Source organism: Enterococcus sp. 10F3_DIV0382 (genome assembly GCF_002140245.1).
GTDB classification, from domain to species: domain Bacteria; phylum Bacillota; class Bacilli; order Lactobacillales; family Enterococcaceae; genus Enterococcus_B; species Enterococcus_B lactis.
Genome location: NZ_NGMF01000003.1, coordinates 31,611 through 46,988 on the forward strand (window position 1 = coordinate 31,611; position 15,378 = coordinate 46,988).

The window sequence follows — 15,378 nt, forward strand, 5'->3', positions numbered from 1 at the left end:
TGATTAGTGATTTTAGCTTTTATCTTAATTTATCAGCAAGTTGCTGATTCTATCTGTTGTTATTGGTGTTGCCTAGAACGATTCTAAGCACATGTTTAATTTTAAAGTGGGCAATTATCTTTAAAATGTCCTACAATGATTCAATAAAAGCATGGCTGCTAGTGAAACTTGCGACCATGCTTTTATAAATACTTAATTAGATTCTCTTTTTAAAAATGAATGCTGATGCTGATCCTAATACCATTAATGACCCTAGGACAGACAATGCAATATTTTCTGTTTCTCCTGTTTTTGGTAAAACTTTCATTTTTCCGTCTGAACCTTTAACCGTTACTGTTCCGTCTTTCTGAACGTTTGCGCCAATTTCTTTAGCTTCAATTTTCTTTGTTGTTCCGTCTGCTAATTGAATGATTGGTTTACTATCTTCAACTGCAACAATCACAACGCCTGTATCTGTATTAACTGGGTTTTCGATTGGGTTTGTGTCTACTGGTTTACTTGGTTCTGTTGGCTCTGTCGGCTTGCTTGGTTCTGTTGGCTCTGTCGGCTTGCTTGGTTCCGTTGGCTCTGTCGGCTCCGTTGGCTCTGTTGGTTCCGTTGGCTCTGTTGGTTCCGTTGGCTCTGTTGGATCGACTGGATCGACTGGATCGACTGGATCGACTGGATCAACTGGAGTAGTCGGGTCTGTCGGTTCTGTCGGTTCTGTCGGGTCTACTGGATTGACTGGATCATCATCGGCTAAGATAGTAACATCACTGCTACTTGCGGTTTCGTCTGCAAAACTGACAATCGGTGCTGATACCAATAGCGCTGTACTAAAAAGTATTAAAAGGGCAATTTTTTTCATTTTCTTCTCTCCTTAAATACTAATATTTGTCTATATAAATAGTATACCACAAATATGCTTTATCTGACATTAAATATAGGGTTTTTATATATAATTACAGATATAGTCTTAAACAAACATAAGCCCTCAGAATGAGTGCTACTATTCAACAATATGATACAATTAAATTATAAGGAGAACGAGTGTAAAATTTTAATAAAGACATTCATTGAAGCTCCTATACAGAAGTCAAATAAAAAGATACTTCAGCAAAAGCTTTAACACAATTGAAAGGAGCATAACTTAGTAATGGAAAAAATTATTCAAGCCAATGAGCTAACTAAAGTATACGGAAAAGCTAACGAAAAACAAACTGAAGCATTGAAAGGTATCAGTTTTGATATTGATAAAGGGGAATTTATCGGAATCATGGGAGCTTCTGGCTCTGGAAAATCTACCTTGTTGAACATTCTCTCAACATTGGATCATTCGACACAAGGTACGATTCACATCAACAACAACGACATTAGAAAACTTAAAGGCGATGCCTTAGCAGATTTTCGCAGCCGTGAGATAGGGTTCATCTTCCAGGATTTTAATCTTTTAGAGAACTTAACAGCGTCAGAAAACATAGCTGTTCCCCTATCTTTACAAGGAGTCAAACCAAAAGTAATCAAACAACGGATCAAACAAGTAGCAGAACGTTTGTCCATTACACATATTCTTGACAAATATCCGGCAGAAATCTCCGGCGGTCAAAAACAACGAGTAGCAGCTGCTCGAGCGCTAATCACTGAACCAACGATTCTTTTTGCTGACGAACCGACAGGTGCCTTAGATTCAAAAAGTGCAAAAGACTTACTGAATATGATGGACGATTTGAACATCAATGACCAAGTATCAATTTTATTGGTGACACATGATCCCCTTTCTGCTAGTTATTGCCAACGTATTTTATTTATTAAAGATGGAAAAATCCATCAAGAAGTCAAACGGGAGGATCAAAGTCGCGAAGAATTTTATCGCAAGATCCTTATCATTCTAGGAAACTTAGAACAATAAGGAGGAAGAATACATGCTTTGGAAATTATCACTTACCGGAATCAAAAGCCGGTTAAAGGATTATATCGTTCTATTTTCAGGTTTAGTCATGGCTTCAGCCATTTTCTATATGTTTGAATCAATGGCTAGTAATGAAGCCTTTTTAAAAAGCAACACGACCATTAATGTTGTAGTATTTATCTTTCGATTTGGTTCTGTGCTATTAGGAATCATTACTTTTGCTTATATTTTGTACGCCAACTCATTTTTGATGACGATGAGACAAAAAGACTATGCTATGTTTATGATGTTAGGTGCCAAAGGACGTAAAATCGCCCAGATGATTTTTATTGAAACCTTTTTAGTTGGTATCGGCGCTACTGCTGTTGGTTCTTTATTAGGTATTGGTTTGGCAAGTGGCGTAAATACCTTACTTGTGAATCAATTGAACCTACAAGTAAACAATTATGCAGCACTTAGCCCCCAAGCACTATTAGTTACTATCATTTTCTTCTCAGTTCTTTTTTTGATTGCTGCTATTTTCAATGCAAAAGCCATTTCAAAAAAATCCATTTTAACACTAATTCGTGAAACAAACACACCGACCCAATCCAAACAGCGTCCTATTTTATTATTTTTACAAACAGCGTTAGGTATCTGCTCATTGGCGATTGGTTACTATATGATGAGCGATTTGTCGAAATTTCAATTGCTCGGTATCGGAATTGCTCTAATAACAATTGTTTTGGGAACGTATCTTGTTTTTCGATCAGTAATAACCACAATCTTAAGTTTCTTGAAAAAATCAGATAGGATTGCATTGAAAAAATTAAACAATTTTACCCTCTCTCAATTAAGTTTCCGAGTTCATGATTATACCCAAATGCTCTCAATGGTGGCAATGCTGTTTGCTTTAGCTTTAGGTGCTTTAACAGTAGGTCTTGGCTTTAAAAATCAAATCCCAATAATGGCAAAAACAGCAGCACCTTATGACTTATATCTGAATAATGCTCAGACAGTTTCTAATGAAAAAATCACAGCTTTAAACCCAACCACAGATGTCAACTACATAATGAAGGAAAATAATGACAACATTTACTTTGTAAAAGAAGAATTTAATGAATCAAACTTATTAATCTATGTTTACAACGATCCTACTGTTAATATTCAATATACCAAGGTTTCTGGTGAACAATTAGCAACAGATCCTATTCAACAAAACCAGTTACGTCGATATTTACTTCCTGATCAACGTAACAAAGAAATCAGAATTGTTGATCAAGCAGATTTTAATAGCTTGAATGATCCTGAATCCAGTTTACGAATGATAAAAGTCAAAGATTTTCAGTCTAACTATGATGAATTGCATGAATTAGCACAAGAAAATCAAATATCAAACTCTTCTGAAACCCCGGATATGAATTTCACTCAACGAGTATTTGCATATGATAATTACAACAGTATCTTTTCGGGCTTTGAATTCATGGGATTCTTTTTGGGAATCGCCTTCTTGACAATGTTAGCTAGCTGCTTGATGTTCAAAATTCTTTCCGGTGCGAACAGTGATATTCAACGTTACACTATGTTGAAAAAAATTGGTACACGAACTAGTTTACTGAAAAAATCTATTCGCAAAGAAATCGGTGTGTTATTCCTAGTTCCTGGTATTTTAGGTATGATCCATGTCTTATTCGGTCTGCAAATGTTCACAACATTAATGATTGATCCATATCATAATCTCTGGTTACCTTTTGGAATATTTATCGCTCTCTATGCCATTTATTACATGGTGACCATTTGGTTGTATACCAATATCGTGTTAGAATCAAATAAAAAATAACCATTATATAATTTATGATTTGCCCAACGCAGATAGTTAGAATAAACAAAAAAAGAAATGCTGATTTAACAGCATTTCTTTTTTTGTTGTTCCTATGTTCAAAAATCATTTGACGATTAATTATTTTTTAGGTAGCGTATGTTTCAATAAACCAATTGAGTCTATCGTTAATAAGCTAAATAATCAGCCTATAGAATAACAAGAATGGAAAAACTAACATGAAAAATTTTACGAAGAGTCAATTTTTTTGACTCATCTAAAATAATTTACATATTATCTCCACCAAAAAACATAGCTATTACCGGCATAACGATAAGGAAGATTGGAATTAAGCAAATTCCTGTAAGCCAAAACTTCTTTGATTTTTTATAAATTCCATAAATAATTATGGCTAAGGGTATAAACCAAACTGCAAAAAAATAAATTGTGTATGAGAGCATAAGTCTCTTCCTCCTTTTAAACAAAGGTATCATGACAAAAAATTTAACTCTATAAGAATTTCAATTCTTTAAACCTTTTTAATAAAAAATAGTGTTTAAAAAAATACTTATTAGATACTTTATCTCATTTTTATAATTTTTACAAACACTCTTAATATTGAACTTAATTAGACAATTCTAGTAGAAAAGTATCTTTCATGCAGCACTATTCAAACAATTTTCGCAACTTCTTTTTTTATCTTCAATAGTTACATAGTCTTAGGACAATATAAGTCTTTAGAATGAGTAAATCTGTTTGACAATATGATATAATTATCTTATAAAATAAACTGCGAGGTGGATGATATAAAAAAATTTGTTATTTCTATAGGGACTTTAATTGCTGTGATTGTAATTGGTTTTTTTGGTAGTAAAATTTATAATGAAAATAACCCCGGAGAACTTGGTGCTGTTGTTGACCAATTGAATCCGTTCATTAGTGAAAGCGAAGTATATGTTAAAACTAAATCGTATGATGATATCAATAAAGATGATATGTATAGCTATACTCAAACTGCAGCGGATGAAACTGGTAAAACTAGAAAAATTATATTTACTTCCAGTAAAGAATTAAAAAAAGGACACTATTTAAAACTATCTAACAAAGGTACTCATATTAATTCCTACGAAGAAGTTCAAAAAGAACAAGTGCCTGAGAAAGCATTAAAAGCTATAGACAATAAATAAAATAACGCCATACTCACTGTTTACGAATGAGTATGGCGTTATTTATTTACTTAATCTTAATACTTAGAATTTATTTTTTTCTTTTTTATTACGCCGATTGTAAAATTAAGTTAGACAAATAAAAAAGTCATCTGTGCTACACTCAAGATAGTTCCGCCTAAAGAATTATAAGGAGTGAGTACAAATGACCTACACCCATCTTACACCAGATGAACTTGTTATGATAGAGGCTTATGCGAAAGCCCATCAATCTGTTACGAAAACAGCTCAGATGTTGAAACGTTCAAGACAAACAATCTATACTGTTTACGCTTATTTGAAGGATGGACATACTGCATTGGAATACTACCAAAATTACAAGAAAAACAAGGCAAAATGTGGGAGGCGTTCCATCGTTTTACCAGCAGAACAGGTAGGATACATTCGAAAAAAAGTTGTTCAAGGGTGGACTCCGGATGTGATTATTGGTCGAGGGGAGTTTCCTATTGGGTGTTCTGTCCGTACCCTTTATAGAATGTTTAAAATGGGTATATTTGATTTTTCTGATTTACCGATGAAAGGGAAGCGAAAACCCAATGGACATCAAGAAAAGCGCGGTAAACACGCATTTAGACGCTCCATTCATGAACGTTCGAATGACTATACTTCTTTTGAAGAAGAGTTTGGTCACCTTGAAGGGGATACTATTGTGGGTAAAAAGCACAAAAGTGCTGTTATTACCCTCGTTGAGCGATTATCTAAAGTAATCATCACTCTTCAGCCAGAAGGCAGACGAGCTATAGATATTGAAAATCGTTTGAACCAATGGATGCAATCTGTACCTAAGTATCTATTCAAATGAATGACTTTTGATTGTGGAAAGGAATTTTCAAATTGGAAATCAATCAGTAATATCAATGATATTGATATCTATTTTGCAGATCCTGGTACACCATCACAAAGAGGGTTAAATGAAAACTCTAATGGTTTATTACGTAAAGATGGTTTACCAAAGCAAATGGATTTCAACGAAGTTGATGAATCTTTTATTCAATCTATTGCATCGAAAAGAAATAATATCCCTCGAAAATCATTAAACTATAAAACACCAATAGAAGTATTCTTGAGTCACATATGCAAAGAGGAATTGTCTAACTTAATTTGACAATTAATATGGTTTCTGACTTCGTTAAAAATAGTGATAAATCAAGTTTTCATCAATTCTTTCAAGCGTTATCGTTTGCATGATTTTTTCATTTCTAGTAGTCTGGATTTGTACGAAAAAAAGAAAAGGATGTGTTTGATTTGGATAAGCAAAGTGAAGAAAAATTAGAAAATCTCGGCGCTTTTGAGATCAGTAACCAAATGTTGAAGCTGGCGCAAAAGAATCAGAAAAGTAATATCTTCTTGAACGCTGGTCGCGGAAATCCTAACTGGATCAATAAAAAAGCGCGCTTAGCTTTTGGACGGATCGTGGAATTCGGGATCCAAGAATCAGAGCGGACGATGGATCAAGGTGACCTGGCGGGTTATACCGAACTGGCAGGGATCCGGGAACGTTTTGAAGCTTTCTTAGAGCCAGAGAAAAACGCGACGGATCAATTTTTGATGGATACCTTGGCTTATGTGAAAGATGATCTACAGTTGGATCAGGATGAAGTCGTCAAGGAATGGGTGGACGGCGTGATCGGGAATAATTATCCGGTCCCAAGTCGGGTCTTGAAAAATGCAGAAGTCATTATCAATCAATATCTCCAATCCGCTTTATACAACGGTGTCACTCTAGCCGACCAAACGCAATTGTTCCCAACAGAAGGTGGAACAGCAGCGATCGTTTATATTTTTAATTCCCTAAAAGAAAACAAATTGATCAAGGCCGGTGACAAGATCGCTATCAATACACCGATCTTTACGCCTTATCTACAAATCCCTGAGTTGAACGACTACGAAATGGTGGAGATCGATCTACGTTCAACGGAAGAAAATAATTGGCAGATCTCACCGGAAGCCATCGATAAATTGCAAGATGAATCCATCAAAGCTTTCTTCATCGTCAATCCTAGTAACCCTGGCTCAAAAGCCTTTGACGACAAAGCTTTGAAAGAGATCCAAAAAGCCGTGGAAAAAAATCCGAATTTGATGATCATTACCGATGATGTTTACGGGACCTTCGTGGATAATTTCCAAACCGTCTATAGTATGGTACCTCACAATACCTTGCTGGTTTATTCCTTCTCGAAACTCTTTGGCGCGACGGGTTGGCGTTTAGGCGTGATCGGGGTCCATCAAGATAATGTCTTTGATAAACTGATCGCCGGACTTTCTGATGACAACAAAAAAGCGTTACACAAACGCTACAGCTTAGTCACATTGGAACCGGAAAAAATGAAATTCATCGATCGGATGGTAGCTGACAGCCGCTCGATCGGTCTGTATCATACGTCTGGTTTATCCACGCCGCAACAAATGATGGAAGTCTTGTTCTCCTTGACCCACTTAGTCAATCGCGACCAAACGGATCCATATATCGAAAGCTCGAAAAAATTAGTCGACACTCGTTATACCGATCTTTTTGAATCACTGGGTGTGCCAAAAGATGACAGTCCGGAAAACGCGAAATATTATTCCTTGATCGATGTTTACAGCCTAGCGGAAAAACACTATGGCAAAGACTTCCGAGAATATTTGCAAAACAACTTCGAACAAGTCGATTTCTTATTGAATTTGGCGCAAAAGAATGGCGTTGTGTTGATGGATGGTGTCGGATTTGGCGCCGCTGCTGGGGACTTGCGGGTCTCTGAAGCCAACTTGCCAACGGAAGACTATCGCTTGATTGGGAAACAAGTCCTGGAACTTTTAACGGAATACCACGAAGCCTACAAGAAAGCTTAAGGGGGTATGAGAGATGAAAGCAGTCACAGATTTTTTGCTTAATACACCCGCCTTAACGATCTTCCTTTGTTTGGCGGTAGGTTATCTAGTTGGTAAATTCCGGATCAAGAGTTTCTCTCTCGGTTCGACCGTTGGGGTTTTGCTCGTGGGACTTTTGATCGGCCAAATCGGCGTCTTCAAAATCGATCCGGTAGTTAAGGATATCTTTTTTGACCTCTTTATCTTCACGATCGGTTATGAAGTTGGTCCAGCCTTCGTTCGTAGCTTGAAGAAAACCGGACTGAAGATCGTGATCCAAAGTGTCTTCTTTGCCGCCGTTGGTTTAGGGGTCGCGCTGGCCTTGTTTAAAGTATTCAAAGTCGGTGTCGGGGAAGCTGCCGGAATCATTTCCGGTGCCTTAACCCAGTCCGCTACCATCGGGACCGCGACTTCAGCGATCAATGGGCTGGATATTTCATCAGCTTTGAAGAATACCTATACCTCGGAGATCGCCATCGCCTATGCTTTGACCTATGTCTTTGGGACGGTAGGGGTTTTGATCTTCTTGAAAAATATCGCCCCCATGATCTTAGGCATCAACCTTAAAGAAGAAACCAAAAAAATGATGGAAAAATTGGACTTCACTGGCCAAGGCAGTTCTGTTTTAGCCAGCAGTATCAATTTGCGGGTCTTTGATGTCGGTCCAAACGCGCCGATCATCGGCAAAACGGTGGCAGAATTTGAAAAAATGTACCAAGGCCGTTTTATCGTAGAAGAGATCGTCCGTGACCAACAGTTGTTTGACGCGACCCCTGATGTCGTAATCCAAGAACATGATTACTTGGTGATCGTCGGCAATGTTGATGAATTCTTGAAATTCATGGCGAAAAATCCCACGATCAAAGAATTACCAAGCAAACCTTACCGCAAAATCCAATTGAAAAGTCCAACGGTGATGCTGACCAAAGTCTTCAATTATCATGCGGTGGAAGAATTGATCGACGCCGGTGTGATGATCACTAAAGCCGAACGCAATGGCGCACCAATCACTGATCTGACGACGCTAAGAGCCGATGATCGGATCACCATCATGGGTACGCAGCGGGCGATCCAAAAAGTCCTGCCAAGTCTCGGTTATGAAGTGATCGATGGTGCCGAAACCGATGTTAGTTACCTTTCTATCGGGATCGTCTTGGGAATCTTACTGGGTACGATCGTGATTACCCTTGGAACGATCCCATTGACCCTTGGGACCGGTGGCGGGGCATTATTCCTTGGTTTGTTCTTCGGTTGGTACCAAGACAAACATGCCAACCATGGTAATATTCCCGCCTCCACCCGCTGGTTCTTAAAGAGCGTCGGTTTGAATCTATTCATCGCCGTCGTCGGTTTGCAAGCCGGCCGGGAATTTGTTCCCGCTTTGGAAAAAATGGGTTGGAGCGTCCTCTTGATCGGGGCGATCATCTCCATCGTGCCCCATCTGGTGACACTCCTGTTTGGGAATTATGTCTTGAAACTCAATCCGATCGATAATATCGGGTCCTTGACCGGGGCCGGCACTATCACCGCCGCCTTGAACGCCATCAATGAAGAGACCGGCAGCAGTATCTTCGCGCTGAGCTTCACTCCAGCCTATGCAGTCGGCAACATCCTCTTGACCGTCTTAGGGCCATTGGTAGTCGTGTTAATGAGTTAAAAAAAAATAAAAAATCTTGGCTTATCTCTCTTTTTACAGAGAACAAGCCAAGTTTTTTTTGCGCCACTATTATTATTCGCCGATTGTAAAATTAAGCTAGACAAATAAAAAAGTCATTTGTGCTACACTCAAGATAGTTCCCGCAAAAGAATTATAAGGAGTGAAGACAAATGACCTATACCCATCTTACATCAAATGAACTTGCAATGATAGAGGCGTATGATAATAATCATCAATCTGTAGCCAAAACCGCAGTACTATTGAATAGATCTAGACAAACGATTCATAAAGTTTACCATCTTATCAGATGAACAAACAGAATATATTCAAAAGAGGGTTGTTCAAGGTTGGACACCTGATGTGATTGTTGGCCGTGCAGATTTTTCTATTTCTTGTTCTATGCGTACACTTTATCGTATGTTTAAACAAGGCGTATTTGAAGTGACTCACCTACCTATGAAAGGAAAACGTAAAGCCAACGGACACAAAGAAACTCGGGGAAAACAATCTTTTCGTCGATCACTTCGTGACAGAGGAAATGATTATTCTAAATTCAATCAAGAATTTGGCCACCTTGAAGGGGATACTATTGTAGGTAAAAAGCACAAAAGTGCTGTTATTACCCTCGTTGAGCGATTATCTAAAGTAATCATCACTCTTCAGCCAGAAGGCAGACGAGCTATAGATATTGAAAATCGTTTGAACCAATGGATGCAATCTGTACCTAAGCATCTATTCAAATCAATGACTTTTGATTGTGGAAAGGAATTTTCAAATTGGAAATCAATCAGTAATATCAATGATATTGATATCTATTTTGCAGATCCTGGTACACCATCACAAAGAGGGTTAAATGAAAACTCTAATGGTTTATTACGTAAAGATGGTTTACCAAAGCAAATGGATTTCAACGAAGTTGATGAATCTTTTATTCAATCTATTGCATCGAAAAGAAATAATATCCCTCGAAAATCATTAAACTATAAAACCCCAATAGAAGTATTCTTGAGTCACATATGCAAAGAGGACTTGTCTAACTTAATTTGACAATTAATATATCATAAATATGCTTTACCTGACATTGTTTTATTAATCTTTCTAATTTTTTCTACAATATTATAATTATTGTAAAAAAGAAAGCGGTATCATATAATAGTTAAAAAGGTATAATTCGTTTTTCAAATACTTTGAAAATAAATAATTCATATTGTGGGTGGTGATATTTTTGAATAAAAAATATATACTCCTTTTTATCTTAGGTATTATTGTAGGTATTATTATTAGCTGGTTATTATTTAAGTTAACTCCCAGCTAAATCTAACAAAGAAATGCATGGTGGGATACCTACCGTGCATTTCTTTGTTCATTTTCTAGCTTGAAATATTTCTAGCGATTCTTTCGTTAAGAATAATGTTTTACCTGTATAAATGTGATCGATTCCCTCTAGTCTATGAGGAAACCGTTTATAAATGTGGGCAAAGTATTCATCATTCTTTCCTAACAACTGGCTTGCTTCTTTTGCTGTAATCAATTGCGATAAATCATTATTGGGATTATCAGAGAAAATAATTGTTCCACCAATTTTTCGATAATTAAAATTTTTAAGTATTTCATGTTTGTTGTTACGGTAAGCTTGGGATAGGTAATTTCTATTCTTACCTATCCTTTCACTCATTTCTTTTGCTGTGTAAATTTGATTTAAATTAATTTTTCCCATTGTTTAAGCACTCTCTTTTTAGCGTATTTCAGTTAAAAGAGAAGTCTGTAAGTTTTGGTTGAGTTGTCACAAGAAAGCCGTTTTTAGTTGGTTCAACCTCAAAAGTGATTTTTTGCATTTTACTACGATTGTCTACTGAAACATTTAGAAGGTATTCAACGTTATACCCTTTTTTTGTTTGTTCACTACCATAGTAATTGACACTCTTAAGCGTTTTCCCTAACGCTTTCCAATCGGATATATCTACCTTTTCGGATACATATGTTCTTAAACTTGACTGATAATTTTCTTGATTTTTTTCCTGTGAAAAATAGTAAGTCAAAAAGTATCTTCCAAAAGTATCTATTTTCGATTGAGAAATATCCGTTTCTTTGACACGTTCAATTTGTTCTTCCAATAATTCGCTCTCTTTTTTGACTGATTGAAGTTGTACTTGTTGAAAAACACTTATTCCTATCAATAATACAATAAAAAGAGTCAAAATAGATATGAACAAATGAATTCTGGGAACATTTTTCTTGGTTATGGATTCTGATAGTGATTCTTTTCTACTATTCGTTTGTTTTGCTTGGTTCTTTTTCGATATTTCCTTAATAACACTAGGTTCATTTACTGTTTCAGTTGGAATTTCTGTCTGCGGTATTTCTTGGCGTTCATTACTCGTTTTTAACTCCTGACGATTTAATTCTTGCGTATTAAGCGTTGGTTCTGTTGGTTCATTCAAGTAAACTAAAACGTGTTGATCTGTTACTCGATTTAATAACAAGTTAATTACGTCCGTTTCTTTGGTATTTTTTGTATTCAGCGTAACAGACATAATTTTTGTTTGATCTTCTACTCTAAAAATACCTACACGAAATTTAACTGGAATTCCTCGACTTGTCTTTTGTTGTAAATAGTGTGTGACTTCGGATAATTCGCTTTTACTTAATTTTCGATTCAAAAATTGTTTTTCTTCTTCGGGAAGAATAATTCGTATTTCAAAATAATAAGACAATCGTTATCCCCCTCTCTTATTTTCTAAACATAGCCATCATTGCTAAGTTTCCAAGTCCGCCACCTTTTGACACTTTGGTTGAATACCACATATTTTGTAGGGCAGACGGTGTTTTGATAATCAACAAGCCACAACCAACCATTAACATAAAGTTTGGTAACGTGTATTTTTCAGCAATCATGAGTGTAATCATGAGTAAGTACAAAATAAGCTTAATAAGCATTGTGAGTGCTTCGGATAACAGTTCTTTGATCCATATTTGAAAGTAATTTTGTTCGTCTGTTAAAAGCGATAAGGCAACTAATGGTGTTAACATAGTCAGTACCAAGAAATCAGCATAAAAAACACAAATCGCCACAAAATACTTGGCAATGGAAAAGGCAAAGAATACCGTTGTGTGCTTTATTTCTCGATCAGCTTTTAAAACAAGAGGAAATGTTTTTATAAAAAGGCTATGTTAAATTATATTGTTGATTTTTTACGAGAATTAAGGGAACTTCCATTTTTAGAAGTTCCCTTTTGTTTACTCTATTAAAGTCCTCGTTCGTTTAAGTAGACGTTTTTACAAAATTTTTATTTTCTATTTCTTTTAAAGCCTTTGCGATAACTTCACATTTTTTCACAGCCCAAATGTAATGATTAGATGTGTTCGCTGTAAAATAACTGAACAAATTACTTGTTTTCGTCCACTTATAATATTTTTTTGTCACGATTTCTTCATTCGTATGTATTTTAATTAAGTCTGTTACTCTTTGGTGACTTAACTTCAATTTTTTTATAGCTTGATTTAATGTCACATCTTGATAGTTCTCCCAAATCCGTATATTCAGGAGTTTAATACTACTCCACTTATAACCAGGTGCTGGCATAAAAGGAATATCCCCATCCATACCCTCTCTATACCATCTCTCAAGCATTGCGTGCCATTCATAAAGATGCATTAAAACATCTCTAAAATTTTTATCTCTCTCTGGAGTTTCAATAGAAATTCCTCTTTTACTTTTCGGTACTGATTCAATTATTTCAAGTAGTTCTTTGAAATTTTTCTCGCTATTCAATAATAAAATCTCTTTCTCATTTTTGTCTATCATAGTTAATCTCCTCTCTTTGACTAATGGAAATTTTAAGAAAATATAGCTTTGAATATTTTTTCTCTACTTTTGATATGATTAAAACTTCCTAAATGGTCATAATTTATAGACCAAATCATACAGCCCCTATTCTTGAACAACTTAGATTATCATTTGGAAAATTCTGATAATCTAAGTTTATCATAGGTTTGGTTCTGTTGCAAAGTTTTAAATCTACTATCAAATAAGGTAGAATAATAGAAAAAGATGGCAGGAGGAATGACGATGAATCATTTTAAAGGAAAGCAATTTCAGCAGGATGTGATTATTGTAGCCGTGGGCTACTATCTTCGTTATAACCTTAGCTATCGTGAAGTTCAAGAAATCTTATATGATCGTGGCATTAACGTTTCTCATACGACGATTTATCGTTGGGTGCAAGAATATGGCAAACTACTCTATCAAATTTGGAAAAAGAAAAATAAAAAATCCTTTTATTCATGGAAAATGGATGAAACGTACATCAAAATTAAAGGAAAATGGCATTATTTGTATCGAGCCATCGATGCAGATGGTTTAACCTTGGATATTTGGTTACGTAAAAAACGGGACACACAAGCAGCCTATGCTTTTCTTAAGCGGTTAGTGAAGCAGTTTGATGAACCGAAGGTTGTAGTCACAGATAAAGCCCCCTCTATTACAAGTGCCTTTAAGAAACTAAAAGAATACGGCTTTTATCAAGGGACAGAACATCGTACCATTAAATACCTGAATAATTTGATTGAACAAGACCATCGTCCAGTAAAGAGACGCAATAAATTCTATCGAAGTTTACGCACTGCCTCTACCACGATTAAAGGCATGGAAGCCATCCGAGGATTATATAAGAAAACCCGAAAAGAAGGCACTCTCTTCGGGTTTTCGGTCTGTACTGAAATCAAGGTATTATTGGGAATCCCAGCTTAAATCATAGATACCGTAAGGGATTTTATTCTTTATTTAAAACTTTGCAACAGAACCATCAATTTGATAATCTCTTATATCTCATTTTCAGTATTCAAATGAATGCTAATATCATTTTTGAACTTGAAAGTGTGCGCGAGTACGGGAAGAGCATGCTAGGTAACCGCATAAAAAAAGGAGCTAGTGACGAAGAATTACCCATAGAGCTTAGTTATAAAGGACAGATCATTATGGGGATCACGATTCAATCCGTCTTTTGGTATAAGGAGAAAAGAAATCAAATTAGTCGTGAAGAAATTATTGAACTATATACACAGACTTTAGAAAAATTTAGCTAATCGAAGAATTGAAATGGATTCTATGTCAAGGACATTTAAAAAAAAGAAACCTTATGAAACTAAAATGGATTGAAAAGGACCCTATAAAGGCACTTTTTTTAGTGTCTATTCTATAGGATCCACTTTGATTTATGTTTGCTGCTTTTTTCCATGCATTAACCTATTCAATTGCACAAAAGATTTTTATTTTTTGCAAAAAAAATTCAAAAATATAAATTTTTCTGTTTCTCATGTGACTATGCAGGTAAAAATAACGCTTTCATGATACGATAAAGTTATTAAATTAAAAGGAGGTTATTTTTATGGCAAAAGAAACATTTCATGCAGTAGCTCAGTCAATTGGTGGAATGAAAGTTTCATGTACATCCAGGAATTTTGAATTTATTTTGGATGAACCAAAAAATTTAGGTGGATCAGATGAAGGGATGAATCCGATTGAAGCTTTATTAGCCTCTCTTGGAGCATGTAAAGTTATTGTAGCTCGGTCTTTCGCTAAAGTGCAGGGCATAAATTTAAACGATATCCGTGTAGAGATAGATGGAGTATTAGATCCTGATGGTTTTATAGGAAAAAATAAAGCAGCTAAAATAGGCTATTCTGCAATCGTATCTAAATTTTATATTGAAGCTGATAATACTGATGAAGAGATTTCAGATTTTATCGCATTTATTGATCGTACTTGTCCGGTAGCTGATACCATTAAAAATGCACCTACGACTAAATCAGAAATCCATAAATTATAAACTATGAATTAAAAAAGATTCTTCTCATTTTGCACTAAACAGGTATTTCTATTTTATTTCTTGTCTTTTCGAAGGTATACATATCTATAAAAAAGACGAGAGAAAAAAACTAGTTAAATCAAGATTTTAAA

At 35.6% G+C, this 15,378-nt stretch carries 12 protein-coding genes and 3 pseudogenes; 10 read left to right on the forward strand and 5 right to left on the reverse strand.

The features are described 5' to 3' along the window. Positions 1–196: 196 nt before the first annotated feature. A complete protein-coding gene (locus A5849_RS13430; RefSeq protein ID WP_086310158.1) occupies positions 197–847 on the reverse strand; it encodes an LPXTG cell wall anchor domain-containing protein in 651 nt (216 codons plus the stop codon). Positions 848–1,135: 288 nt separating this feature from the next. Here A5849_RS13430 and A5849_RS13435 point away from each other — a divergent pair, with 288 nt between their 5' ends. The 7 genes and pseudogenes from A5849_RS13435 (at position 1,136) to A5849_RS13465 (ending at position 10,466) form a co-directional block, all read left to right on the forward strand. After that, positions 1,136–1,888, forward strand: coding sequence for an ABC transporter ATP-binding protein (locus tag A5849_RS13435; protein WP_086310159.1), 753 nt, complete (start codon positions 1,136–1,138; stop codon positions 1,886–1,888). A gap of 13 nt (positions 1,889–1,901) precedes the next feature. After that, a complete protein-coding gene (locus A5849_RS13440) occupies positions 1,902–3,707 on the forward strand; it encodes an FtsX-like permease family protein (RefSeq protein WP_081117292.1) in 1,806 nt (601 codons plus the stop codon). A gap of 776 nt (positions 3,708–4,483) precedes the next feature. Then, entirely contained in the window at positions 4,484–4,873 is a 390-nt protein-coding gene (locus A5849_RS13445; protein ID WP_241508387.1) for a YxeA family protein, read from the forward strand. A gap of 184 nt (positions 4,874–5,057) precedes the next feature. Further along, a pseudogene (locus tag A5849_RS13450) lies at positions 5,058–6,017 on the forward strand (IS30 family transposase). 140 nt (positions 6,018–6,157) lie between these two features. Next, positions 6,158–7,744 carry a bifunctional aspartate transaminase/aspartate 4-decarboxylase gene (locus A5849_RS13455; protein ID WP_002326135.1) on the forward strand — a complete coding sequence of 529 codons (1,587 nt, stop codon included), beginning with the start codon at positions 6,158–6,160 and terminating at the stop codon, positions 7,742–7,744. A 13-nt stretch (positions 7,745–7,757) separates the two neighbouring features. Further along, entirely contained in the window at positions 7,758–9,419 is a 1,662-nt protein-coding gene (aspT, locus tag A5849_RS13460; RefSeq protein WP_086310160.1) for an aspartate-alanine antiporter, read from the forward strand. A 170-nt stretch (positions 9,420–9,589) separates the two neighbouring features. Beyond that, positions 9,590–10,466: pseudogene (locus A5849_RS13465) on the forward strand (IS30 family transposase). A 316-nt stretch (positions 10,467–10,782) separates the two neighbouring features. On the opposite strand, the gene A5849_RS13470 reads toward A5849_RS13465, so the two are convergent. From A5849_RS13470 to A5849_RS13485, 4 genes and pseudogenes are all read right to left on the reverse strand, one after another. Further along, positions 10,783–11,136: a hypothetical protein gene (locus A5849_RS13470; protein WP_002339801.1), complete on the reverse strand. Its 354-nt coding sequence runs from the start codon at positions 11,134–11,136 to the stop codon at positions 10,783–10,785. A 28-nt stretch (positions 11,137–11,164) separates the two neighbouring features. Beyond that, positions 11,165–12,133, reverse strand: a complete 969-nt coding sequence (locus A5849_RS13475; RefSeq protein WP_000122915.1) for a hypothetical protein — start codon at positions 12,131–12,133, stop codon at positions 11,165–11,167. A 16-nt stretch (positions 12,134–12,149) separates the two neighbouring features. After that, positions 12,150–12,524, reverse strand: a pseudogene (locus A5849_RS13480) (conjugal transfer protein TrbL family protein); the annotation flags it as partial. 157 nt (positions 12,525–12,681) lie between these two features. Next, positions 12,682–13,224, reverse strand: coding sequence for a ClbS/DfsB family four-helix bundle protein (locus A5849_RS13485; protein ID WP_081119575.1), 543 nt, complete (start codon positions 13,222–13,224; stop codon positions 12,682–12,684). Positions 13,225–13,488: 264 nt separating this feature from the next. Here A5849_RS13485 and A5849_RS13490 point away from each other — a divergent pair, with 264 nt between their 5' ends. From A5849_RS13490 to A5849_RS13500, 3 genes are all read left to right on the forward strand, one after another. After that, positions 13,489–14,169, forward strand: coding sequence for an IS6-like element IS1216 family transposase (locus A5849_RS13490; protein WP_001015311.1), 681 nt, complete (start codon positions 13,489–13,491; stop codon positions 14,167–14,169). A 95-nt stretch (positions 14,170–14,264) separates the two neighbouring features. Then, positions 14,265–14,504, forward strand: a complete 240-nt coding sequence (locus A5849_RS13495) for a hypothetical protein (RefSeq protein ID WP_256924097.1) — start codon at positions 14,265–14,267, stop codon at positions 14,502–14,504. A 302-nt stretch (positions 14,505–14,806) separates the two neighbouring features. Continuing rightward, complete coding sequence (locus tag A5849_RS13500; protein ID WP_002292163.1) at positions 14,807–15,247, forward strand: OsmC family protein; 441 nt, start codon at positions 14,807–14,809, stop codon at positions 15,245–15,247. Positions 15,248–15,378 lie beyond the last annotated feature (131 nt).

Coding starts and splice junctions, on each gene's coding strand:
- A5849_RS13500 (WP_002292163.1), top strand. CDS start 14,807: ATGGCAAAAGAAACATTTCATGCAGTAGCTCAGTCAATTGGTGGAATG.
- A5849_RS13440 (WP_081117292.1), top strand. CDS start 1,902: ATGCTTTGGAAATTATCACTTACCGGAATCAAAAGCCGGTTAAAGGAT.
- A5849_RS13470 (WP_002339801.1), bottom strand. CDS start 11,136: ATGGGAAAAATTAATTTAAATCAAATTTACACAGCAAAAGAAATGAGT.
- A5849_RS13435 (WP_086310159.1), top strand. CDS start 1,136: ATGGAAAAAATTATTCAAGCCAATGAGCTAACTAAAGTATACGGAAAA.
- A5849_RS13490 (WP_001015311.1), top strand. CDS start 13,489: ATGAATCATTTTAAAGGAAAGCAATTTCAGCAGGATGTGATTATTGTA.
- aspT (WP_086310160.1), top strand. CDS start 7,758: ATGAAAGCAGTCACAGATTTTTTGCTTAATACACCCGCCTTAACGATC.
- A5849_RS13430 (WP_086310158.1), bottom strand. CDS start 847: ATGAAAAAAATTGCCCTTTTAATACTTTTTAGTACAGCGCTATTGGTA.
- A5849_RS13485 (WP_081119575.1), bottom strand. CDS start 13,224: ATGATAGACAAAAATGAGAAAGAGATTTTATTATTGAATAGCGAGAAA.
- A5849_RS13495 (WP_256924097.1), top strand. CDS start 14,265: ATGAATGCTAATATCATTTTTGAACTTGAAAGTGTGCGCGAGTACGGG.